The organism is Aeromonas sp. 604176 (assembly GCF_049170755.1).
In the GTDB taxonomy this organism is placed as follows: Bacteria; Pseudomonadota; Gammaproteobacteria; order Enterobacterales; family Aeromonadaceae; genus Aeromonas; species Aeromonas veronii_A.
In genome coordinates this window covers 22,290-45,572 of the sequence record NZ_JAAKNE010000023.1, presented here as the reverse complement: position 1 = coordinate 45,572, position 23,283 = coordinate 22,290, and the positions used below count along the sequence as shown (strand labels likewise).

Annotated in this window: 19 protein-coding genes and 2 tRNA genes; 12 read left to right on the top strand and 9 right to left on the bottom strand. The window is 60.0% G+C overall.

What is annotated here, in order from left to right; translation table 11 throughout:
* Both G5358_RS06345 and G5358_RS06340 read right to left on the bottom strand, forming a co-directional pair.
* A tRNA-Met gene (locus tag G5358_RS06345) sits at nucleotides 1-59 on the bottom strand.
* A gap of 95 nt (nucleotides 60-154) precedes the next feature.
* Nucleotides 155-231, bottom strand: a tRNA-Met gene (locus tag G5358_RS06340).
* A 196-nt stretch (nucleotides 232-427) separates the two neighbouring features.
* Here G5358_RS06340 and glgX point away from each other — a divergent pair.
* Entirely contained in the window at nucleotides 428-2,491 is a 2,064-nt protein-coding gene (gene glgX, locus G5358_RS06335) for a glycogen debranching protein GlgX (RefSeq protein WP_421296556.1), read from the top strand.
* A gap of 67 nt (nucleotides 2,492-2,558) precedes the next feature.
* On the opposite strand, the gene G5358_RS06330 is transcribed toward glgX, so the two are convergent.
* From G5358_RS06330 to G5358_RS06320, 3 genes are all read right to left on the bottom strand, one after another.
* Complete coding sequence (locus G5358_RS06330) at nucleotides 2,559-3,278, bottom strand: hypothetical protein (protein ID WP_151285685.1); 720 nt, start codon at nucleotides 3,276-3,278, stop codon at nucleotides 2,559-2,561.
* A gap of 168 nt (nucleotides 3,279-3,446) precedes the next feature.
* A complete protein-coding gene (locus G5358_RS06325) occupies nucleotides 3,447-5,084 on the bottom strand; it encodes an ATP-dependent endonuclease (protein ID WP_216953487.1) in 1,638 nt (545 codons plus the stop codon).
* A 262-nt stretch (nucleotides 5,085-5,346) separates the two neighbouring features.
* Nucleotides 5,347-6,225, bottom strand: coding sequence for a helix-turn-helix domain-containing protein (locus G5358_RS06320; RefSeq protein WP_216953486.1), 879 nt, complete (start codon nucleotides 6,223-6,225; stop codon nucleotides 5,347-5,349).
* Nucleotides 6,226-6,393: 168 nt separating this feature from the next.
* Between G5358_RS06320 and G5358_RS06315 the strand changes: the two genes are divergently transcribed.
* Nucleotides 6,394-7,311, top strand: a complete 918-nt coding sequence (locus G5358_RS06315) for a DMT family transporter (RefSeq protein WP_167574347.1) — start codon at nucleotides 6,394-6,396, stop codon at nucleotides 7,309-7,311.
* Between the two features lie 69 nt (nucleotides 7,312-7,380).
* Complete coding sequence (locus G5358_RS06310; protein ID WP_421323812.1) at nucleotides 7,381-8,247, top strand: LysR family transcriptional regulator; 867 nt, start codon at nucleotides 7,381-7,383, stop codon at nucleotides 8,245-8,247.
* 76 nt (nucleotides 8,248-8,323) lie between these two features.
* Here the strand turns inward: G5358_RS06310 and G5358_RS06305 are convergent, their stop codons facing one another.
* The 4 genes from G5358_RS06305 to G5358_RS06290 form a co-directional block, all read right to left on the bottom strand.
* Nucleotides 8,324-9,100 (bottom strand): TSUP family transporter, encoded by a 777-nt coding sequence (locus tag G5358_RS06305; RefSeq protein WP_005333472.1) that lies wholly within the window; start codon nucleotides 9,098-9,100, stop codon nucleotides 8,324-8,326.
* Nucleotides 9,101-9,301: 201 nt separating this feature from the next.
* Nucleotides 9,302-10,057: a tRNA-uridine aminocarboxypropyltransferase gene (locus G5358_RS06300; protein ID WP_216953485.1), complete on the bottom strand. Its 756-nt coding sequence runs from the start codon at nucleotides 10,055-10,057 to the stop codon at nucleotides 9,302-9,304.
* Between the two features lie 174 nt (nucleotides 10,058-10,231).
* Nucleotides 10,232-11,443 (bottom strand): ROK family transcriptional regulator, encoded by a 1,212-nt coding sequence (locus tag G5358_RS06295; protein ID WP_164536668.1) that lies wholly within the window; start codon nucleotides 11,441-11,443, stop codon nucleotides 10,232-10,234.
* A gap of 130 nt (nucleotides 11,444-11,573) precedes the next feature.
* Complete coding sequence (locus G5358_RS06290) at nucleotides 11,574-13,241, bottom strand: methyl-accepting chemotaxis protein (RefSeq protein ID WP_103251177.1); 1,668 nt, start codon at nucleotides 13,239-13,241, stop codon at nucleotides 11,574-11,576.
* Nucleotides 13,242-13,364: 123 nt separating this feature from the next.
* Here G5358_RS06290 and G5358_RS06285 point away from each other — a divergent pair, with 123 nt between their 5' ends.
* From G5358_RS06285 to G5358_RS06245, 9 genes are all read left to right on the top strand, one after another.
* Entirely contained in the window at nucleotides 13,365-13,820 is a 456-nt protein-coding gene (locus G5358_RS06285) for a YchJ family protein (RefSeq protein ID WP_216953484.1), read from the top strand.
* 242 nt (nucleotides 13,821-14,062) lie between these two features.
* On the top strand, nucleotides 14,063-15,736 hold the full coding sequence (gene glpA / locus G5358_RS06280) for an anaerobic glycerol-3-phosphate dehydrogenase subunit A (protein WP_421323811.1): 1,674 nt from the start codon (nucleotides 14,063-14,065) through the stop codon (nucleotides 15,734-15,736).
* Nucleotides 15,726-16,991 (top strand): glycerol-3-phosphate dehydrogenase subunit GlpB, encoded by a 1,266-nt coding sequence (gene glpB, locus G5358_RS06275; RefSeq protein WP_159143803.1) that lies wholly within the window; start codon nucleotides 15,726-15,728, stop codon nucleotides 16,989-16,991. Before glpA ends, glpB begins: the two co-directional genes overlap by 11 nt.
* Nucleotides 16,992-17,042: 51 nt before the next feature.
* On the top strand, nucleotides 17,043-18,245 hold the full coding sequence (gene glpC, locus G5358_RS06270) for an anaerobic glycerol-3-phosphate dehydrogenase subunit GlpC (protein WP_040069181.1): 1,203 nt from the start codon (nucleotides 17,043-17,045) through the stop codon (nucleotides 18,243-18,245).
* A 624-nt stretch (nucleotides 18,246-18,869) separates the two neighbouring features.
* A complete protein-coding gene (nrfA, locus tag G5358_RS06265) occupies nucleotides 18,870-20,315 on the top strand; it encodes an ammonia-forming nitrite reductase cytochrome c552 subunit (protein ID WP_421323810.1) in 1,446 nt (481 codons plus the stop codon).
* Between the two features lie 53 nt (nucleotides 20,316-20,368).
* Complete coding sequence (gene nrfB, locus G5358_RS06260) at nucleotides 20,369-20,968, top strand: cytochrome c nitrite reductase pentaheme subunit (protein WP_421323809.1); 600 nt, start codon at nucleotides 20,369-20,371, stop codon at nucleotides 20,966-20,968.
* Nucleotides 20,965-21,645: a cytochrome c nitrite reductase Fe-S protein gene (gene nrfC / locus G5358_RS06255; protein ID WP_421323808.1), complete on the top strand. Its 681-nt coding sequence runs from the start codon at nucleotides 20,965-20,967 to the stop codon at nucleotides 21,643-21,645. Before nrfB ends, nrfC begins: the two co-directional genes overlap by 4 nt.
* A gap of 87 nt (nucleotides 21,646-21,732) precedes the next feature.
* Nucleotides 21,733-22,686 carry a cytochrome c nitrite reductase subunit NrfD gene (gene nrfD / locus G5358_RS06250; RefSeq protein WP_421323807.1) on the top strand — a complete coding sequence of 318 codons (954 nt, stop codon included), beginning with the start codon at nucleotides 21,733-21,735 and terminating at the stop codon, nucleotides 22,684-22,686.
* Nucleotides 22,687-22,805: 119 nt separating this feature from the next.
* On the top strand, nucleotides 22,806-23,249 hold the full coding sequence (locus G5358_RS06245) for a hypothetical protein (RefSeq protein WP_216953480.1): 444 nt from the start codon (nucleotides 22,806-22,808) through the stop codon (nucleotides 23,247-23,249).
* Nucleotides 23,250-23,283: the final 34 nt, after the last annotated feature.

The window sequence follows — 23,283 nt, the reverse complement described above, 5'->3', positions numbered from 1 at the left end:
GGCCGGATTTGAACCGACGACCTTCGGGTTATGAGCCCGACGAGCTACCGAGCTGCTCCACCCCGCGTCCGAATTGTCACCCTCAAGCCGAGCAGTAGCTTGATGGCGTTTGTCTGCTTTCGACTGTTGACACAATCGCAGGCTGACGAAAAGTTGGTTGCGGGGGCCGGATTTGAACCGACGACCTTCGGGTTATGAGCCCGACGAGCTACCGAGCTGCTCCACCCCGCGTCTGAGGTCGCCAATAATAGGCGCCAGCGCACAGATTGCAAGTAAATATCTCAAAAAAAGTTTATTCGTAGATTAATCAGACAGAGAGTGAGGACATTAGCAGCATCATGCTGTTTTTTCAGGCAATAGAGTCAAAGCCACATACCAGGCACTACACTCAGTGAGATGAACACTCCTCATTTTGGGTAGGTATGATATGCGCATCTCCGCCGGTCACTGCCGTCAGTTGGGGGCGACACCCGACAACCGCGGCGTCAACTTCGCCATCTGGGCCCGCTTGGCCAGCCGGGTAGAGCTGCTGCTTTTCTCCAGTGCCGAAGATGATAGTCCCGAGGTAATTCCCCTCTCCCCCCGTTTCAACCGAACTGCCTACTACTGGCATATCCATATTGAAGGACTCCCCATCGGGCAACGCTACGCCTACCGTATCCAGGGACCATGGCGTCCCTATTGTGGCACCCGCTTTGATGGTGACAAGGTTCTGCTCGATCCCTATGGGCGCAGTATTGAACTGGGCCCCAACTATGACCGATGGGCGGCTGCACGCCCCGGCAGCAATATGGCTTGCTGCGCCAAAAATCGGGTAGTCGATACCCGCCACTACAACTGGGAAGGAGACAAACTGCCTGCTCACTCTCTCTCCCGCTCGGTGATTTACGAACTCCATCTGGGGGGGTTTACCAACTCCCCGAGCTCCGGGGTTGATCCTGCATTGCGGGGCACCTATCTTGGATTGATTGAGAAGATCCCCTATCTGCAATCTCTCGGAGTCACCGCCGTTGAACTGCTGCCGGTGTTTCAGTTCGATCCTCAGGATGCTCCCAGGGGGCTATCCAACTACTGGGGATACAGCCCCATGTCCTTTTTCGCCCCCCATGCCCAGTACGCCTGTGGCGATGATCCGCTGACCGAATTTCGCGATATGGTCAAGGCGTTGCACAGGGCCAATATCGAGGTGATCCTGGATGTGGTCTATAACCACACCGCCGAGGGGGGAGATGATGGCCCCACCTTCTCGTTTCGCGGCATCGACAACGAGGCCTACTACATCCTCGACAACAACCAGAAGGACACCAACTACTCGGGCTGTGGCAACACCTTCAACGGCGCACACCCGGTGGTACTGCGGATGATCATGGACAGCCTGCACTTCTGGCGCCAGGAGATGCACGTCGATGGCTTCCGGTTTGATCTGGCTGCCATTTTGTCGCGGGATGAATCGGGCCAGCCACAGGCCAATGCCCCGACCCTGCGCACCATAGATACCGATCCCAAGATCGCCGATATCAAGCTGATCGCCGAGGCCTGGGATGCAGGGGGGCTCTATCAGGTGGGATCACTCGCCGGCGCCCGCTGGCGTGAGTGGAACGGCCAGTTCAGGGACGACGTACGCCGGTTTCTGCGCGGGGATGACAACAGCGTCACCGCCTTTGTCGAACGGCTGTGCGGTAGCCCCGACATCTACCACTATCACCACGCCGATCCCGAGAAGAGTATCAATTTCGTCACCTGCCACGACGGCTTTACCCTGTGGGACTGGGCCAGCTACAACAACAAACATAACGAGGCCAATGGCGAGCAGAACCGCGATGGCTGTGATCACAACTTCAGCTGGAACCACGGCCATGAAGGGGTAACGGAAGATCCCCAGATCAATGCCCTGCGCACGCGCCAAGCCAAGAACATGATGGTGGCAACCCTGTTATCGGTGGGATCCCCGATGCTGTTGATGGGGGATGAACTGCTGCGCACCCAGCACGGCAACAACAACGGTTACTGTCAGGACAACGCGACCTGCTGGATGGATTGGCAACCAACTCCCCGCAGCCAGGAGATGTTCCGCTTCATGAAGGAGCTGATCCAATATCGCAAACATCTGTTCCAGCGCCCGGAGCAGGAGAGCATGCCGCTGTCGCTCACCGAGATCCTGCGCCACAGCGAGATCTGCTGGCACGGAGTCAATGCCATGCAGCCAGACTTCAGTCCCCACTCCCATGCCATCGCCATGTCGGCGCTGTCAAGCGAAACCCGACTGGCCCTTTACGTACTGTTTAACGCCTACTGGGAGCCCCTCACCTTCAACCTGCCCAGCCCGCCCAAGGGAGTTGGCGGCTACTGGCGGCGGATCCTCGATACCGCCCTCCCCTCACCGCAAGATATCTGCACTTTCGGCATGCCACTGGAAGGGTTGACCAGAGAGTATCTGGCCCAGCCACGCAGCAGTTGCCTGTTTATCTGCGGGGCCGATGACTTCTATTGATTCTCGAGAGTCAGATATGAAAAAGCCCCGGGCCTTGGCTCGGGGCTTGCTCTTTTCAGTACCAGTGTCAGATCAGCTGGTACAGCACGCTGGTAGCGGCGATCTGGGCGATAAGCAGGCCACATAGGGAAGTGGAAACCACCACAGGCGCGGTATCACGCTGCAAGTAGAGCGGGCTGAACCAGAGCAGCAGGGAAGCCACCAACAAGGCAGCCTGTGTCACCACCGCCGGGATCAGATCATCGAGATTGGCTTCAGCCCCTTGCCAGCCCACCAGCACGGCCAGCCAGATAAGGCTGGCCATGGCGCCCGCCAGCGCAGCCAGCGGCAGAAGAGTATTAAACGCCTTGAGGCGGTGACGGGCTCGCAACAGCATCAGGTGAGCAAAGGCCGCTCCCAGCATCACCATCTGCAATAAACCGCTCACCCAGCCCTGCAGCTGCAGCAGCCCGAAGCCATAAACAGCGAGTGGCAACGCCGGTAGCCAGAGCAGCGTTGAGGGGACTGCACGCTTGCCCTCCAGCCGTGACTGGGCCAGCGACAAGCCGACCCCGAGCACCAGTGCGGCACCACCACTCCAGATCAGCCAACTGGCCGCCTTGGCCTCTACCGCCAGCATCAAGGAGAGCGCGGTAATGACCCAGATGGAGAAGAGCTGCTGAGTGATGCGTGAGCGCTGGCCGGGGCAGATATCACCGCGCCATAACACGATACCGAGGGCAATGAGGGCACCAAGTGCCATCAAGCCGGTAAGGGGAAAGAGCCAAAGTGGGAGTTGGACGAACATGACGCCTCCAGCAGCAAGAATTCGGGAGCGCCACCGGGGCGCCAGAGAAGAGTGGGCGAGTATACCCAAACCTGCGGCTATCCCCAATCACGACAAACAGACCGGCAAAAAATGAGCAGATGCCCCGAAGGTCATGATGCAGCCGACAGGCCCATTATCACACCGACTTCACACCTGACCGCGAGCCAGTGCCACTACCCGCGCAAACATCTGACGCAGCACGGGAGGAATATGCTCGGCACCAAGCCGCTCGGCTTCTTCCACCACCGCCAGTGCCATCCCCGGCTTGCTGCGGTGATGAATCGCCTTATTGATGATATGACTGGCACTCCACATGGCTCGTCCGCCCACCCCTGCTTCCCGCCGGAACACGGCTTCAAAACCATTGTGATAGAGGTAATGTTCAATGTCAGAGGCTGGCAACTGAGTCAACCGATCCCGTTCCCGCTCCCCTTTGAGTTGGCCCCGGGCCGAAGCAGCATACTTGAGCCCCGCCTCGTCGCCATCGGTCAACAGGTGCCACTCGATACCAAAATCCCGCGCCACCTTGATCAGCGGTGACTGGCCGCACTGGGCAAACTCGATAATCCGCACCCCTTCGGCCCGCAAACTGTAACCACAGATCTGGGCCAGCTCGGAGAGCAGCCAGATCTCGGTCTCCCCCTCCACCAGCAGCCAGCAACGGGCAAACAGCGACATGGGGCGGTTGATCCGCACGTGGAAGGCGATCTTGCGCAGATCGTCGCTGCTGTAACGCTCGCCCCCCAGCTGGTGACAGAGGATATCCTGCTGACGGCGCACCAGTCGTCGCACCTGATTGAGCGGCAGGGAAGAGAGCAGATCTCCCGAGTTGGTGGTGAGCAGCTTCTGGCCCGGCAGTTGTTCCAGCAGCCCCCACGCCAGCGCCAGCATGGTCGGGTGCAGCCGGCTCTCAGGATCCTCCAGGATCATGATGGGACGGGCCCCCTCCTCCAGCTCGCGATTGCCTCGCGCCTGCAGCAGGGTCGCCGCCATCCCGGCCATCGCCAGTTGCAGGGTGCGGTTATCGGCATGGCGCAGCAGGGTGTGCAGGTTGCCAGGATTGCGCAACGTCATGGGACGATTGATGATGTCACGCTGGCTGCGCGGTTTGTTCTTGATGGGGGCCAGAGCGTTGAAATAGTGATCCATCAGCTGGCGCACTGCTTGCAGCGCCTCCTTCAACTCCGGCTCCCCGATGCGCTGGGGCTCATCGATCAGCTTGTCGGCCAGTTCACTGAGTCTGTGCTCCGAGAGATCTCCCCACTGCAGGGTTTCCACCCCGTTGCGGGCACTGCGAGCGTCCCGCAGCCGGAACACCGGGTTCATGGTGATCAGCAGGCTAACCAGTTCGTTAGTATTGGCAATAGGCAGGCTCTTGCCCACCCCGTCGAGAAAGTCGTGAATGGTGAGCACAGAGCCATCAGCTTGCAGCTCGGCACTGGCACGATAGTGGATGCGATGAAACTTGTCCTTGTGCAGCACCCAGGAGGCGCCAAGACGAGCCAGACGGCGAGAATGCTGGCACATTTGTGGCCTGTGCTCACTGAAGGTGAGCACCAGTTGCAGATGACGCGAAGGGGCCAGCTCGGGATCTTCCGGTTGGTGAAAATCATCGGCGGTGAACTGATAGGGCTCGGCATTTTGCCCCAGCAGACACCAGAGCGCGCGCAACAGGCTCGACTTGCCCCAGGTATTCTCGCCAATCAGCACTGTGGTGTGATCCAACCCGAGCGAAAGACGATTTATACCGCGAAAACCTTTTACTTCAATACGTTCCAGAAACATCCTGCAATGTCCACGTCACTCAGATTGAGCAATAGTGGCAAAGTTAACTGGAAAATCCTATCGGCAGCCGGGCTTTTTCAACGTGAACTGTGAGGCACTGCAGGTTCGGGAGGGGTGACGACAGCGGTGCGATCTTGCGGGGCATTCCAGTGGCTGAACCAAAGGTGACGGGTACGGATTTGACGTTTGCGATAATTCAATGGGCATTCCTTTCAATGGATAAGTGGTAGAGAGTACACCTCTTTTGCCCAAAGTCTCAGGCTTATCTGTGACGGGAAGATGACAATTGCGCCCGCCACTGCCCCGGCGTCAAACCAAACGCCTCGCGAAAACGATTACCGAAATGGGCCTGCGAAGAGAAGCCACACTGACTGGCGATGCTGGCCAGCGGCTCGGGGCCAGTCAACAGCTGCTTGGCCCGTTTGAGCCGCAGCCCCAGCAGGTAACGGTGGGGCGGGCAGCCGAGACTCTGGCCGAACATGCGGGCAAAGTGATACTCGCTCAGCCCCGCCTGCTGGGCCAGCTCTGCCAGCGTGACCGAATCGGCCAGATGGGCCTGCAGATACTCCTGCACCCGCTTGATCACCACGGGCGCCAGCCCGCCGCGCAGAGGCGGCAGACCGGGAGCCTCCTCGGTGTGGTGGCGATAGGCGTGGAGGATCAACATCCAGGCGCCGTGGGAGAGTGCCAACCGATCGACCCCTTGCTGCCACTGAAGCTGCATCAACTGGCGCTGCACCAGCGAAGCCGCCTGCGGATCGTCGATAAAGGTCTTGTCCACCAGTTGCAGGTGGCGCCCCTCCTTGTCACACACCTCCTCGGCGATACGGGTGAGGTGAGCCGGGGTGAAGTAGAGATGAAAGAAGCGAAACTCTTCGCGCACCAGCCACTCGGATCTGTGGTGATCCGGCATGATGCACACCTTGCCGGTGCCGCCGTGGCCACCCGGCCCATCGAGTCGCTCGGTCTGCTCGCCTCCTTGCAGATAGACGCTCAGGGTGTGGTGGCCCGGCTTGTGATAGCGGGTCTGGTCATAGCAGTTGCACCAACTGGCGACGCCAAGCCCGGGTTCGAGCCAGCAAGCGTCGTCCAGCCGGGCGCCGGTGCTGACCAGAGCATCAAATACCCCTGCTGTTTTCATTCGCCCCTGCCGCCTGTTCCGGTGTAAGTGTTATGTCGCTGCCACCCATCTTACCGACCGCGCCCGCAGATGACAGCGCAGGGCGATGAAAAACCGCAAGATGGTGCAATCCAGCCATCAGGGCTTGCCCCATAGTGGGTCATCTCTCCCTGACTCACCGGAACAGTGATGAACCTGATGCTCTATCTTGCCACCGTGCTTATCTGGGGCAGCACCTGGATTGCCATCGCCTGGCAACTTGGCCCCATCCCCATCGAGGTGTCGGTGCTCTACCGCTTCCTGCTGGCTGCGGTGGCACTGTTTGCCCTGCTCACCGCCAGCGGCCGCTTTCCGCGCCTGCCGTGGCATGGCCAGCGCTATGCGGCGCTGCTCGGTGCCCTGCTCTTTTCCACCAATTTTCTCTGTTTCTACCACGCCACCCGCTATATCCCGAGCGGCATGTCGGCGGTGATCTTTGCCAGTGCCAGCATCTTCAACGGCCTCAACCTCTGGCTGTTCGAGAACAAGCGCCCCACCCTGCGCTGGCTGCAAGGCTCCTTGCTGGGGCTCTTTGGCACCCTGCTGCTGTTCTGGCCGGTGCTGGCGGATGCGCAACTGGGTGCAAACGGCTGGAAGGGGCTGCTGCTCGCCTGCGGCGGCACCCTCTGCTTTTCGCTGGGCAATCTGGTCTCGGCACGGGGCCAACGCCATGGCTACCACGTACTGCAACTGGTGCCCTGGGGCATGGTTTACGGCGTGGTGCTGTTGCTGGGCTGGGTCATATTGCTAGGCCAACAGCTGGTGGTGCCGACCGATGGCCACTATCTGGTGGCCATGGTCTACCTCGCCCTGTTTGGCTCGGTGATCGCCTTTACCGCCTATCTGACGCTGGTGGGGCGCATCGGTGCCAGCAAGGCCTCCTACGCCACCGTGCTCTTTCCATTGGTGGCGCTTACCCTCTCCACCTTCTATGAAGGCTTTGTCTGGCAGCCGGTCTCGGTGGCCGGAGTGGTGATCAGCCTGATCGGCAATCTGGTGATCTTCGCGCCGCCCTTGAGCGAATGGCGCATTCGACCGGCCAAGGCAGCAAACGACCCTTGCTCCTGAGCCAGTCAGCCCCTAAGGTAGCGCTGATCAATCTGTGACGATCCTGATGGCGATAAACAAGGGGGCGAGATGTTACTGGAAGGGCTGGAGACGCTGAGCCTACTGGCAAGTGAAGGAACCATGGCCAAGGTGGCCAGTCGCCTCTATATCAGCCAGTCGGCGGTGAGCAAGCGGATTGCCCAGCTGGAGCAGCGCCTCGGCAAGAAGCTGATCGAGCCGGAGGGGCGCCAGATCCGCCTCACCCCGCAGGCCAAGGAGCTGCTTGAGCGAGTGGCCCCGAGTCTGGCCGAAATGAAAGGGGTGCTTGCCGATAGTCAGGATCTGGCGGATCAGAGTCCTCTCCCCATCGCCTGCTCCGAAACCCTGCTGGCGGGTTATCTCGCCCACTTCATGCGCGACTATCTGGAGCACGATCCCCACCTTGCCCTCTCTACCCACCACACGCCGGTCATTCTGGCGCGGGTGCGCAGCGGTGATGCCCTGCTCGGCATCTGCGCCGGTCGGCTCCCACCCGGCCATGGCCTCGGCGCCGATCTGCTACTGGAAGAGCCCTTTTATCTGGTTGGCGAGGCGCAGCAGAGCCTGCCGCCAGCCAGCGCAGAAAGCAGGCGCAAGATCCTCACCATGGATCTGGAGAACCCCTCCAACCGCTACCTGCGCGAACCGCTGGCAGATATGAGATTGGAGCCCACCATGGAGCTCGACTCCTATCTGGCGCTCATCGAACTCGCCAAGGCAGGCATTGGCCCTGTGCTGCTCCCCGCTGGCCTGCTGGGGCTGGTGGGAGAACAGGGGGAGATGGCGCGCCCACTGCCCGGGCTAGGCCGTCCCCTGCATCTGGTCTACCGACCAAACAGCCTAAAGCGAGAGCGGATCGCCAGGCTGGTGAGCGCCCTGCACCAACACTTTCGCCACTGCAGCGACACACCGCGCTAGCGCTGTAAAACACCAGATATGACAACGGGGCCCAAGGGCCCCGTAAACATCCGATTCGTCGTACACTCCCCGCAACTCAGATCCAGGCAAATAGCTCCGGATACTGGCTCCACACCAGCTTGGCAGACATCAGCAAGGAGACGGTCACCAACAGTGGCTTGATCAGCTTCACCCCTTTTTTCAGCACCATCTTGGAGCCAAAGCGGGCGCCGATAAACTGTCCCAGCGCCATGCAAAAACCGACACTCCACACCACCTTGCCACCGAGCGCAAAGAACAGCAGGGAGGCGATATTCGAGGTGAAGTTGAGCAGCTTGGTATGGGCGGTGGCGCGCGCCATGCCAAAACCCGCCAGCGCTACGAAACCGATGGCAAAAAAAGAACCTGTGCCCGGCCCGAAGAAGCCGTCATAAAAGCCGACACCGCCCCCCACCAGCAACGCAAACAGCATGGGAGTCAGACGGCGGGAGCTCTCGGCATCGCTTACCCGCGGCGAGAAGTAGAAGTAGCAGGCAAAGGCCATCAGCAGGAAAGGGAGCAGGCGCTCGAGAATGGCGGCGTCTATGGTCTGCACCGCCAGCGTGCCGATAGCCGCACCGATAAAAGTGCAGATCACCGCAGGCCAGATCATGGCCCACTCCAGCAGCCCCTTGCGGGCATAGAACCAGGTGGCGGAGAAGGAGCCAAAACTGCTCTGCAGCTTGTTGGTGCCGAGCACCAGCGCGGGCGGCATGCCGGTGGCGAGCAACGCTGGCACCGTCAGCAGACCGCCGCCACCGGCGATGGCATCGATAAAGCCGGCGACAAGCGCTACACCGAACAGGGCAAACAGGGTAACCAGTTCCAATTCCATCCATAGACCTCACGAGAGTGGGTTGCCCTAAGGGGTTGGGCAACCGGAGAACACCAAAACGACGTTGTGCGGGGAGCACAGGCTGTCCGCTATCCTAGCGGGCCACTGACCATGAATCTAACGAAACAGTGGCAGCCAATTGATTCCTGATTTTCATTAATTTGAGCGGCCACGCCCCTGCCCCAACCCTCAGAGGGCCCGTTACAGCGCGGGTGACGGGACTTCCGCTTCCTTGATGGCCGCCAGCGCCTCACATAGATGATCCTCATCGGCACCGGGGAAACGGCTGACCCGACCGGCCATGTAGCGTCTGCTGAACAGATTGAACCAGTGCTGCAATGCCTGCCCCGCCTTGAGCTCCCCCGCCACTTCCAGCACGCAGGCCGCCACTTCGGCGGTGCAGAGGTGCTCGTCGCAGTTGGCCACCCGCATCCCATAGGTCGAGAGCGCATCGGGCTTGATGGCCAGCACCGGAAATCCGTCGAGATAGGGGCTCTTGTTAAACATCTTGCGCGCCTCCGGCCAGGTGCCATCGAGCAGGATAAAGAGCGGTTTTTTACCCGGTGCCAGCGTCACCTCGCCGGTCAGGCGGGCAGGCTCCTTCTCGCAAGCGGGAAAGACCACATAGGGCTGCCAGGCTGGATCGGCCAGCAGGGCCAGCAGCTCGGGATGGGGCTGGGTACGTGACCAGAGAAACGCCCAGGTAGTGTCCGGCAACACATCGGCAATGAGGCGACCGGTGTTGGAGGGTTTCATCGGCTCACTGTCATACATCAGCAGGCAGAAACCTGCCTCTGCTTTGAGTTCGGGGCGCCACTCGCAGGCACACCAATCCTCGCGCAGCTGACAGGCCGGACAGCGGGCCAGAGTGCCGCCACGGGCAAGAAACGGTCGGGTAGAGATACTCTTGCGCCAGGCCCGCAGGCGGTTGACGGCGTGATCAGGAACAGGCTTCATCTAGGTTCACAACTGGAGTCAAAACAGGAACGGCAGCGGTGCCAACATGTCACGGCGCCACAGGGCGCGATAACAGGGGGACTGCCGGAAAAGCGCAAGATTGTACCGAGTTACGCGCTGGCGGAACAGCAATCCCTGCCCTTTTCGCCAGACACTGCGCCAACTCCTCTTGTCTTACGACTCCTGACAGCTGCGCAGCAGCTCCAGCAACAGGCTGCCATCGCGCAGCGCCTTGTGCACCTGCACCGAGGTGGGCTTGGTGGGATCTTCGTAGAAGTGGGTGGATTCAATCTGCAGCCGAACCAGATATTCGGCGGGCAACTGGCTGGCCAGCGACTGGTGCAGCATGGGGAACAGCAGCCGATCGGCACGGGTGATCTCGCCCCCCAGCAGCAGCTTGCCCGGATTAAGCAGGCAGATGAGATTGGAGAGTACCTTGGAGAGGCGGCCCGCCGCCTGATGGAGAATATCCTGACAGAGGCCGTTGCCCGCCAGCGCCAGCTCGCACAGCTCGCGGATGGTGACGCTCTCGGGCAAGTCGTGCTCCTGCATCCGTTCGCGCAGATCCCGGTATTGCGCCTCCAGCGCCTGATTGGTCACTAGGGTGCAGGCACAACCAAAGCCGCCGCAGTAGCAGCGCTGGCCATAGGGCTCGAGCTGCAGGTGGCTGAGATCCCCGAGCAGCGCATTCTCGCTCTCGATGAGCTGGCCATTGACCACCATGCCAACCCCGATGTCGTTGTGGACAAACACCAGCACCGCATCGGCGCAATTTTTGGCGGCCCCCCACTCCCGCTCTGCCTGGATCCAGGTGCGCACATCACCACTCACCAGCACAGGTACCGAGAACACCTCCTGCAAGGTCGGCCCAAGCGGCCAGTTGCGCAGATCATAGAAGGGGAAATGTTTGACCATACCGGAGTGACGCTCTACCTGTCCGGGTAGACAGAGAGCGATACAGGCCAGATTGAGGGACTTTCTCGGCAAGAACCCCTGGATCGCATGTACTAAGCTGCCCAGCAGGTCGTTACGCTCAAGCTCGGTAAAGAGGTGGCGATGGCGGGCCAGGGAGCGGCCTGAAAAGTCGAACAGCGCCATATCCACGTAACCACGACCAAGACGCATGGAGAGAAACTGGAAGCGGCGCTCGTTGATGCGCAGCAGGGTCTGACGACGACCGCGCCCCACCGAACTTTCGCCACAGGTCACCACCAGACCACCATCGAGCAGTTCACGAGTGATCTTGGTGATGCTGGCAGGCGAGAGGCCGGTCAGGCGGGAGAGATCGGTGCGCGACAGCTCCTTGTGCTCCTCCAGACTGGCATAGACCAGGCCATAGTTGAGCTGACGGATCAAATCGATACTGCCTTTCACGATCTCATTCATAGGGTATGGATTAAGGGCTGAAACTGGGGCCACCGATTTTCACACATTATTGCTCGATCCCCAAATAAAGCGCGGTCTGAACCGGGGTTCAGACCGCATTGTTGAGTGAATATCACCGAGATGGTCGGGCTCAATAACGGAACTGGGAGACCAGTTTGCGCAATTTGTCACCGGTATTGGCCAGATCGCGGGTGGTGCTGTTGGACTCCATGGCTGCGTCGGTCAGCTCGCTGACGATCTGCTGGATCGCTACCAGGTTCTTGTTGATCTCCTCCGACACCGCATGCTGCTCTTCGGCGGCGGTAGCGATCTGGATATTCATATCGTTGATGGTACTGACCGCCATCACCATGCTGTCGAGGGAGCTGGCAATATGGCTTGCCTCCTGCACCGTCTCCTGACTGCGATCCTCGCTCGCCTGCATCACATCCACCGCCTGCTTCACCCCCCCTTGCAAGCGCTGGAGCATCTCATTGATCTCTTTGGTGCTCTGTTGGGTACGACCGGCCAGCGAACGCACTTCATCCGCCACCACCGCAAAGCCGCGACCCTGCTCACCGGCACGGGCCGCCTCGATAGCGGCATTCAGCGCCAACAGGTTGGTCTGCTCGGCAATGCCGCGAATGACCTCCACCACCGAGCCAATCTTGGCGGTCTCTTGGGCCAACTGTGCGATGACGCCAGCAGCAGTATGCACCTCCCCCACCAGTCGGTTGATGCTGTTGATAGCCGTACTGACCACACCACGAGCTGCGTCGGACTCACGGGCGGCATCACTGGTTGCCGTCGCCGCGTTGGAAGCACTGGCCGCCACCTCCTGGGCAGTGGAGCTCATCTCGGTCACCGCAGTCACCACCTGATCGGTTTCCCGGCTATGGCCATGCATCTGCTGGTCATAGTGCTCGCTCAGATGGTGCAGCTTGTCAACAGCGGTGAAGAGATGGTTACTGGTCTCGCCAACCTGACTCACCACCGACTGGATCCGCTCGACAAAGCGGTTGAAGGCGCTGGCCAGCTGGCCAATCTCATCGTCGCTCTGCACCTTGAGGCGCTGGGTGAGATCCCCGTCACCATTGGCAATATCGTTCAATGCCAGCACGGCATCAGCCAGCGGCTTGGTAACCCGATTCCCCACGATCACGGTCGCCGCCAGGGTGACACCCAGGATCAGCAAGATCACCAGCACACTGCTCTGCAGCGACTCGTGCATATTGCTTTCGCGCTCGGCGCGCAGGGCCGCCAGCTCGTTGTCGATGTCATCGATATAGAAACCGGTACCGATAACCCACTGGTATTTGTCGAGCGCAATGTTGTAGGCGAGCTTGGGAGCATCACGACCAATGGAAGGTTTGGCCGTCCAGTACTCGGCAAAGCCATCCCCCTGACGGGCCACCTTGATAATGTCCTGGATCAGCAACTTGCCCTTGGCATCCTTGTCGTTCCAGCGATTTTTTCCCTCCAGCTCGGCACGGGTAGGCAGCAATATGGTATTGCCCTCGAAGTCATAGACAAAGAAATAGCCATCGCTGCCGTAACGCAACGGCCTGAGCAGCTCTTTGACCTTCTGACGATTTTCCGGAGAATCCGGCTGTGCATAAACGGCATCGACGGCGGTTTTGGCCATCATGATGTAACTGCTGAGCAGCGCTTTACGCTCCTTGATGGCATTCTCCCTCGCCACCACCAGCTCAGACTCCAGGTCGCTCTTGGAGACCATGTAGTTACTGAGATTGACCACCAGGGCCATCAGCAGCACGGGTACTGCACCCAATAACAGGATTTTCTGTTTTAGCGTCATCTTTCACATCCTTGCAGCTGTTTTTATTGGAATTCCTTGCTTACCCATCAGTATAGGTGCTGGCAGGGCGAGCCCAGCTTTCGTTACAATTCCCTTAAACAAATCGGCCAGAACGTGAAAATCATGAATCTTTGTCCTTGCGGCTCAACCCTTTCTCTCGAATTGTGCTGTGGCTTACGTCACAGTGGCGCGGTGGCTGACACCCCGGAGCAGCTGATGCGCTCGCGCTACAGTGCTTTTGTGCTTGGTCTGGGGGAGTATCTGGTCTATAGCTGGCACCCGGCCCACCTTGGCGGTCTCACCGCCGAAGAGCTTTCACGCATCGAAACCCGCTGGGATGGTCTCGAAATCATCGCCAGCCAGGGCGGCCCGGAGGATGAAACCGGGATGGTGGAGTTCAAAGCCTGGTTTCTGGAAGGGAATGAGCGTCACTGCCTCCATGAGCGCTCTCGCTTCGTGCGTTATCAGGGCCGCTGGGTCTACACCGAGGGAGAGCAGGATCCGGCGCCCCTCAAGGCGGGGCGCAACGATCCCTGCCCCTGTGGCAGCGGCAAAAAACACAAAAAGTGCTGCGGCTGACCCCTAACACACCCACCAGACTCGTCAAACAGTGACAAGGGGCATCCGATGCCCCTTTTTTGTGCCTGTTATTCGCCACCAGCCCACAAACCGATGCGATAACAAGCGTGACAAATGTCACATAATGCTCATTAACGCGCGAGCAAATGAGCGTTTGCGAGCGCAAATTTGGCCCATATCAAACATTTCCACTCAGAAGTAGGCCACACTGGCCTCATCTGGAAGAGATGAGACGGGCAACAATGAAAAGAATAACTACACAAGTCGTCATCATAGGCGGCGGTGCCACAGGGGCCGGCATCATGCGCGATTGCGCACTGCGCGGCATCGACTGCATCCTGCTCGAGCGCGATGATATCGCCGCCGGCACCACCGGCCGCAACCACGGCCTGCTCCATTCCGGTGCCCGCTACGCGGTGACGGATCAGGAGTCCGCCCGCGAATGCATCCAGGAAAACCGCATCCTCAAGCGGATTGCCAGCCACTGTGTCGAAGACACGGGCGGCCTCTTCCTCACCCTGCCGGAAGATGACATCAATTTCCAAACCACCTTTATGGATGCCTGCGCCCTGGCCGGTATCGAAACCCGCCAGCTCGATCCCGGTGAAGCCCTGCGCATGGAGCCCAACGCCAACCCGGCGATGATCGGCGCCATCCATGTGCCGGACGGCACGGTCGACCCGTTCCGCCTCGCCGCCGCCAACGTGTTGGACGCTAAAGAGCACGGCGCGCGCATCTTCACCCACTGCAAGGTGCTGGGACTCTTGCGCACACAAGATAGGGTACACGGGGTCAAGGCGATCAACACCCGCACCGGCGAAGCGTTCGAGGTGGAGTGTCAGGAGGTGATCAACGCCGCCGGCATCTGGGGCCAGCAAATTTGCGAATACGCCGATCTCGGCATCCGCATGTTCCCTGCCAAGGGATCCCTGCTCATTATGGATTACCGCATCAACCAGCTGGTGCTCAACCGCGCCCGCAAACCGGCGGATGCGGACATTCTGGTGCCGGGCGATACCATCTCCCTCATCGGCACCACCTCCAGTCGCATCGATTACAACAAGATTGACCAGCTCACCGTCGAACCCGAAGAGGTGGAGGTGCTGCTGCGCGAGGGGATCAAGCTTGCCCCCATCATGGCCCGCACCCGCCTGCTGCGCGCCTACGCGGGCGTTCGCCCGCTGGTGGCGGTGGACGGTGACGACACCGGCCGCAACATCAGCCGCGGCATAGTGCTGCTGGATCACGCCGAGCGCGACGGTCTCAAGGGCTTTAACACCATCACCGGCGGCAAGCTGATGACCTACCGCCTGATGGCCGAATGGGCCACCGATCTGCTGGCCAAAAAGCTTGGCAACAGCAAGCCCTGCCGCACCGCCGAGCTCAATCTGCCCGGCTCGCGGGATCCGGAGAAGGTCTCCGCCCCGGGGCTCTCGGTGCCTGCCGAAGGGTCGGCCCAATACCGCCACGGCGAGCGGGTCATCGCCTTCTTCCGTGACAATCCGAAAGCGAACGCCCTCATCTGCGAGTGCGAAATGGTCACCGCGGGAGAGATCGAATACGCCCTGCGCGAGCTCGATGTGGACAACCTCATCGATCTGCGTCGTCGAACCCGCCTAGGCATGGGCCCCTGTCAGGGCGAGCTCTGCGCCTACCGCGCCGCCGGCCTGATGCAGGAGTACGGCAAGGCCGACGGCCGTCAGGCCTGCGTCATGCTGCGCCAGTTCCTGGAAGAGCGCTACAAGGGCACCCGCCCGGTGCTGTGGGGCGATGCCCTGCGCGAGGCCGAGTTTACCTACTGGATCTACGAGGGGCTGTTTGGCCTGGGGGAATGGACGGCGCCACAACTGGTTGCCGATACCCCACGCGGCTCAACCAGCGAGAGCACTCACAAGGAGAGCCGTCATGAAGTTTGACAATATCGTTATCGGCGGTGGCATGGCGGGACTCTCGGCTGCCCTGCGGCTGGTGGAGGCGGGCCAGAAGACCCTGCTGATGGCCTCCGGCCAGAGTGCCCTGCACTTCTCCTCCGGCTCGGTCGATCTGCTCGAAAGCGAGGGGGATCCCCGCGCTGCGCTGCCTGCCTTTATGGCAGCCCATCCGGATCACCCCTACAGCAAGGTGGGGATGCAAAATATCGAAGCGAGTCTGGCCGATCTGCAGCGCCACTGCGCCGAGCAGGGATTGCCGCTGGTTCGCCACGACACCAATCACCAGCGCCTGACTCCCATCGGTACCCTCAAGCGCACCTGGCTCTCCCCCGATACCTGTGCCTGCGTCACCGATGCGCCGATCCCGGACGTACTGCTGCTGGCCACTCTCGAAGGCTTTCGCGACTTTCATCCGGCACTGGCGGCGGCCAATCTGGCGACCCATCCGCGCTTCGCCCACTGCCGCATTCTGACTGGCGAGATCCGCCTGCCCCAGCTGGCCGAATTCAGCCGCAATCCCCATGAGTTTCGCTCTGCCGACATCGCGCGCCTCTGTGACAAGCACCATCTGGTGGCCGATTTGGCCAGCGAGATCAGTCGAATGGTGCAGGAGAGCGGCGTGCCCGACTGCCGCCATATCGTGCTACCAGCCTGCCTGTCGCTGGGGCTGGTTGGCCCGCGTCTGGCGGAGCTGGAGCAACGTACCGGCTGCACCATCAAGGAGGTGGCGACCATGCCGCCGTCGCTGATCGGGATGCGGATGCAGGAGGCGCTCAAGCGCCGCTTCATGGCCCTTGGCGGCACCTTCCTCACCAGCGAGCGGGTGCTGGGCGCCCGTTACGAGGGGGATCGGGTGGTCGGCGTACACACCCAGAATGGCGATGATCAGCTGTTTGAAGCGGACAACTTCGTGCTCGCCTCCGGCAGCTTCTTTAGCCGCGGTCTGGAGTCCCGTCTGCGCGGCATTCGCGAACCCATCTTCGATGCCGATGTGCTGAGTCTGGAGGAGCGCGACGCCTGGGCCGGTCGTCGCCTGTTCGACCACCACCCCTTTATGGGTTTCGGAGTCAAGACCGACGACAAGCTGCGTGTGCTGCGTGGCGGCAAGCCGCTCGCCAACCTCTACGGCGCTGGCAGCGTGCTGGCTCACTATGACCCCATCAAGGAGGGGTCAGGTTCAGGTGTCGCCGTTGCCACCGGCTGGCAGGCCGCCGGCCATATTCTGGGCGCCGCCCAATGATTTATTTGTCCCATATCCCGTGCCTTCACACCCTACGGGAGGAGAACTGACATGCTACTGGATCACGCCAACCAAACTTTCGATCAGTGCATCAAATGCACCGTCTGTACCGCCTACTGCCCGGTGGCCAAGGCCAACCCCGCCTACCCCGGCCCGAAACAGGCGGGCCCGGATGGCGAGCGGCTGCGGATCAAGAGCCCGGAGCTCTTTGACAGCGCCCTCAAGCACTGCACCAACTGCAAGCGCTGCGAAGTAGCCTGCCCGAGCGGGGTGCGCATCGGTGACATCATTGCCAAGGCCAAGCATCAGTACAGCGGTTTCAAACCGGGGATCCGCGAGTTCGTACTCTCCCACACCGATCTGATGGGCAGCATGTCTACCCTGATGGCGCCTGTGGTCAACTTCACCACCGGCCTCAAGCCGATGAAGCTGGTGCTGGACAAGGCGCTGGGGGTCTCATCCCACCGTGATCTGCCCAAATACTCCCAGGGCACCTTCCGCGGCTGGTACAAGAAGCAAAAAGAAGCGCAGGCCCGTTATGAGCGCCAAATAGCCTATTTCCACGGCTGCTATGTCAACTACAACCATCCTCAGCTTGGCAAGGAGCTGGTGCAGGTGCTCAACGCCATGAACATCGGCGTGCAGTTGCTGGAGCGGGAGAAGTGCTGCGGCGTACCGCTCATTGCCAACGGCTTCATGGACAAGGCCAAGCAGCAGGCGGCCTTTAATATCAAGCAGATGGAGAACTCCCTGCTGGGCAATGAGATGCCGCTGCTGGCCACCTCCTCCACCTGTGGCTTCACCCTGCGGGACGAATACCCCCACCTGCTGGAGCAGGACAACCACAAGGTGCGGGATCGCATCTCCCTGGTAACCCGCTTCCTGTGGAACGAGTTCTACAAGGGCAACAAACCGGCGATGAAGCCGCTCAATCTGCACATCGCCTACCACACCCCCTGCCACATGGAGAAGATGGGCGGCGTCATCTACACCCTCGAATTGCTGCGCGCCATTCCCGGGGTCAAGGTGACGGTACTGGAGTCCCAGTGCTGCGGTATCGCCGGCACCTACGGCTTCAAGTCGGAGAACTACCAGACCAGCCAGACCATCGGCGAGGGGCTGTTTGATCAGATCAACCGCCTCTCCCCCGATCTGGTGATCACCGATTGCGAGACCTGCAAATGGCAGATCGAGATGAGCACCAGCTTCCGCTGCGAGCATCCCATTCATCTGCTGGCCCAGGCTCTGGCATAAGATGAGCGTGACCATATCCGCTGGTGTAAACCCCGAAGCCGGGGTATTCGTTGGTTCACCACCATGCCTTTGGGGCTGCAACCCAAACAGTATCTGATCACGATAAGACCTGAGAGGAGCCCGCATTGCCGGCTTCTCTCATTGATGTTGCCGACCATCTCGCCCATCGGCGGAACGCCCGGCCCGTACAGACTGTAACCGACAGCCCTATCAAAAAAAGAATATTTATTCATTTATTATTTTTATACCCATAAATAGATAATTGATATGACAGATAACCCTGCATGCCTTGCCAAATAACACAGGCATACCTCAGGTGTCGCTCCGTCCCGCCACAGAGACTCATTACACTTCCAATATTCTGACTTTCTTAATAATTTAACCGGGATCTCATTTCTGTCTGTTGGTGCTCTCGGTAATTGATCTAGCGCAAGCCCCCCTCTGATAAATCATCATTCTTTTTACCCATTTGGTAATATCCAACTCGAGCAATCGCATAAAAACATGGGTTTTATTCACTAATAACAATGAAGCGGCCTGCCTGCTCCTGCTTGGCGGGGGCGAACCAATGCCCACATCCAGGATGGAACTGTCAGGTCTGGCAATGAGATCGATTAGGGAGTGATGATCGTGAGTTCACGCAACAGACAGATCAAGCTGGGCCTCGCCGCCCTGCTGCTGACTACCAGCCTTGGCACCAGCGGCTGGGCACAGGCAGCCGATGACACGCAACCCAAAGGCAAGATCGAGGCGCGCAGCGAGCTGTTCGCCAAGGATCACGCCGATCAGTTCACCAGCTGGCAAGCCACCAGCGAAAGCAAGGAACGCACCGATGCGCTGGCGGAAGATCCCAACATGGTGGTGCTGTGGGGCGGTTACCCCTTTTCCAAGGATTACAACAAGCCGCGCGGTCACTTCTATGCCCTGACCGATGTGCGCGAAACCCTGCGCACCGGCGCCCCGAAAACAGCCGAAGATGGCCCCCTGCCCATGGCCTGCTGGAGCTGCAAAGGCCCGGATGTGGCCCGCGTCATCGACGAGCAGGGTGAGGATGGCTACTTCAAAGGGATGTGGGCCAAGGGCGGGCCGGAAGTAGTCAACACCATCGGCTGCGCCGACTGCCACGACACCGCCTCGAAGGAGTTCAAGGAGGGTAAACCGGCCCTGCACCTCTCCCGTCCCTATGCCGATCGGGCCATGACAGCCATCGGCAAGCCGTTCAAGGAGCAGGGGCGCTTTGATCAGCAGTCCCAGGTGTGCGGCCAGTGCCACGTGGAGTACTACTTCAGCGGCCCCACCAAGGCGGTCAAATTTCCCTGGGACAAGGGCACCACGGTGGAGCAGATGGAGGCCTATTACGATGAAATCGGCTTTGCCGACTGGACTCATGCCCTCTCCAAAACCCCCATGCTGAAAGCCCAGCACCCCGAGTACGAAACCTGGCGCGCCGGCATTCACGGCCAGAACAACGTCGCCTGTGTCGATTGCCACATGCCCAAGGTGCAGAACGAGCAGGGCAAGGTCTACACGGATCACAAAGTGGGGAACCCCTTCGATCGTTTCGAGCAGACCTGCCGCAACTGTCATACCCAGAGCAAGGAGATGCTGCAAGGGATCGTCAAGCAGCGCAAAGAGGCGGTGATCGAAACCAAGCTGAAGGTCGAGAAGCAGCTGGTACACGCCCACTTTGAAGCCAAGGCGGCCTGGGATGCCGGCGCCACCGAGGCAGAGATGAAGGATATTCTGCAGGACATCCGTCACGCCCAGTGGCGCTGGGACTACGCCATCGCCTCCCACGGGGTGCAGATGCACGCCCCCGAAGTGGCCCTCAAGGTACTTGGCAGCGCGCTGGATAAAGCCGCTGACGCCCGCACCAAGCTGGCGCGCCTGTTGGCCAGCAAGGGGATCAGCCACGAAATCGCCATCCCCGACATCTCCACCAAGGAGCAAGCGCAAGCCGCCCTTGGCATGGATATGAAGCAGTTCAACAGCGACAAGGCCCAGTTCCTCAAGGCCACGGTCCCCGCCTGGGATGCCGAGGCCAAAGCGGCCGGACGGCTGGCACAGTAACGGCGCCTGCAGGCTCGGCGCCAAGTCGGGCCCGCAGCGGATGGAGGCTTCCTATGGGTGATTTAACGATGGATTTTTTACGACTGATGCTGATGGCAGCCATGCTGCTCACCAGCCTGCAGGGTCAGGCGGCCGAGCCGGCAGCAGCCCCTGTTCCAGCTACACATGAGGTGGAATTTTTACGCAATCCCGACAAGGCCTGTACCGACTGTCACAAGGAGCAGAGCGAGGGGATGCACGGCAAGCATGGTCAGGCGACCAATCCCAACAACCTGGCACCTGTCACCTGCACCAACTGCCACGGCCAGCCCTCCCCCCAGCACAGGGAAGGGGTCAAGGATGTGATGCGCTTTAGCGACAGCTTCAATAACAAACAAAGCACCGAGAGCTACCCCATCGCCGAGCAGAACGGGGTCTGCATGAGCTGCCACGAGCCCAAAGAGCTTCGAGAGACGCTCTGGGCCCACGATGTGCACGCCACCAAGCTCACCTGCACCAGCTGCCACCAGTTGCATCCGGTCAAGGAGCCCATGGTGGCGATCCCGGAAAAATCCCGCATCAAGCTCTGCGTCGACTGTCACAGCAAGCAGCATGAGGCCAGCAAGGCCCGGCAGGAGCAGTCCAAATCGGCTACCGGCAAGGAGGCATCATGAGCTGCTCTCGCCGTGACTTTATGGCGGGCATGGGCGCAGGGGCCCTTATCATGATGACGGGGCCGACTCGCACCCTTGCCACCCCCCTTGCCCACAGCCAGACCATAGACGGGGTCCGCTATGGCATGATCCACGATGAGACGGCCTGCATCGGCTGCACCGCTTGCATGGATGCCTGCCGGGAAGTGAACAAAGTGCCAGAAGGGGTCTCGCGCCTCGAGATCATCCGCTCAGGCCCCATCGGGGAATTTCCCGACGCCGAGTACCACTTCTTTCGCAAGTCCTGCCAGCACTGCGACAACGCCCCCTGCGTCCACGTCTGCCCGACCGGCGCCTCCCATATTCGCAAGGAGGATGGCATCGTCGATGTCGACGCGGATCTCTGCGTCGGCTGCATGTATTGCCTCGCCGCCTGCCCCTATCAGGTGCGCTTTATCAACCCGGTCACCCGAGTGGCGGACAAATGCGACTTTTGCCGCAAGACCAACCTGGCGGCGGGCAAGGAGCCGGCCTGCGTGGAATCCTGCCCCACCAAGGCACTGGTGTTCGGTAATCTGGATGATCCGGACAGCCCCATCGCCAAACGGCTGGTGAAGGAGACTACCTATCGCTACAAGCAGGCACTCGGCACCTCGCCCAAGATGTACCGCGTGCCCAAAGGGGAGATAACGCCATGACCATACAAGCGGCATTTCACTTCTCTTCCCTCGTGTGGGGATTTGTCCGATCGCCATCTACCGCAGTCACAGAAGGAGGAATGGATCATGTTGCATGACGCATTTCACTTCCCTTCCCTTGTCTGGGACTGGCCCATCGCCATCTATCTCTTTCTGCTCGGCATCTCCGCTGGGGCCACCCCCCTCTCGGTGCTGCTGCGCTGCAAGGGGGCCGGCAGCGAGAGCGGCATCATCAAAGCGACCGCCATTCTGGCGCCGGTGAGCGTGGTGCTGGGGTTACTGATCCTCATCTTCCACTTGGCCCGCCCCTGGACCTTCTGGAAGCTGATGTTCCACTATCAGTTCGACTCCGTGATGTCCATGGGGGTCATGCTGTTCCAGGTCTACATGGCGGTGCTGTTCGCCTGGCTGGCGGTGGTGTTTCGCTCCGAGATCGAAACCTTGCGCAGTCACCTGCTGCAAGAGAAGTTCGCCTTTGTGGATGATCTCATCGCTTGGCTTGCCCGCATCGAGCGGCTGCTGGCGCCGCTGTTGCTGCTGCTTGCCGTGCTATTGGGGGCCTACACCGGCTTTCTGCTGTCGGCGCTCAAGACCTATCCGCTGTTGAACAACCCGGTGCTGCCGGTGCTGTTCCTCATCTCCGGCGTCAGCTCCGGCATCGCCTCCACCATCTTGCTGGCGGTCACGCTCTTCAAGGAGAACCATCACAGCCAGGGGGTGAGCTTTGTCCACCGCTTTGAGCGGCCGGTGTTGGCGGTGGAGGTATTGCTGCTGGTCTGCTTCTTTACCGGCCTCTACTTCGGTGGCGGCCAGAAGGAGGCAGCCATGTGGGCCGCCATCGGCAGCGGCTTCTGGGCTCAGGTGTTCTGGCTCGGGGTGGTGGGCATCGGCATGCTGCTGCCCCAGTTGCTGGCCCTGCTGGCTCCCGCACCGCTGCGGGCCAAAAACGGCTATCTGGTACTGGTCTGCAGCCTGACCCTGGTGGGGATCCTGCTGCTGCGCTACTTCGTGCTTTATGCCGGTCAAATGACAGTCGTATAACGGTATGATCACCAGCGCCAGCCACCCTCGGGTGACTGGCGCTGGCTCGTTGATTCGCAAGTGAAATCTAAATGGGGATAACAACGTTGGAATTTCTTTATCGAGGGTTCAACTGCCATATGACAGTGACCGATGCAATGGTTCCCAAATCGCTATCGGATGATCCGGAGCAAGGCGCTGAGTTTGGTGATGACAGAGTTCAATGCGGAGACTCCGATTTCACATGCGGACTCTCTATCACTAATACCATTCACTCACACGAATACGGTGGGAATGGTGAACCAACGGGAGGGATATCGACTACCCCGCATTTTGAAGTAGCCAAACGCTATGCCTTGGGAAATGGAAGGTTTGCCAACGGCCATGTCATCCGAATGTCCATCCCAGAATTAAAGAAAGCTGGCGTAACCATCTATCGAGTCAATGATTGTCTTGATACCCCCTCAGTCCCTTCGGATGACGAACATTGGCTCTATTTCAAAGGCGCGTTTCCTCAAAGCACCATTGTGGAAACGATCCACGTCTACTCAGAAGCGCCTTCCGAACCTGAGTTGAAAGACTGAAATTTGTCATTAATTCAATTAATGTCTAATTGCA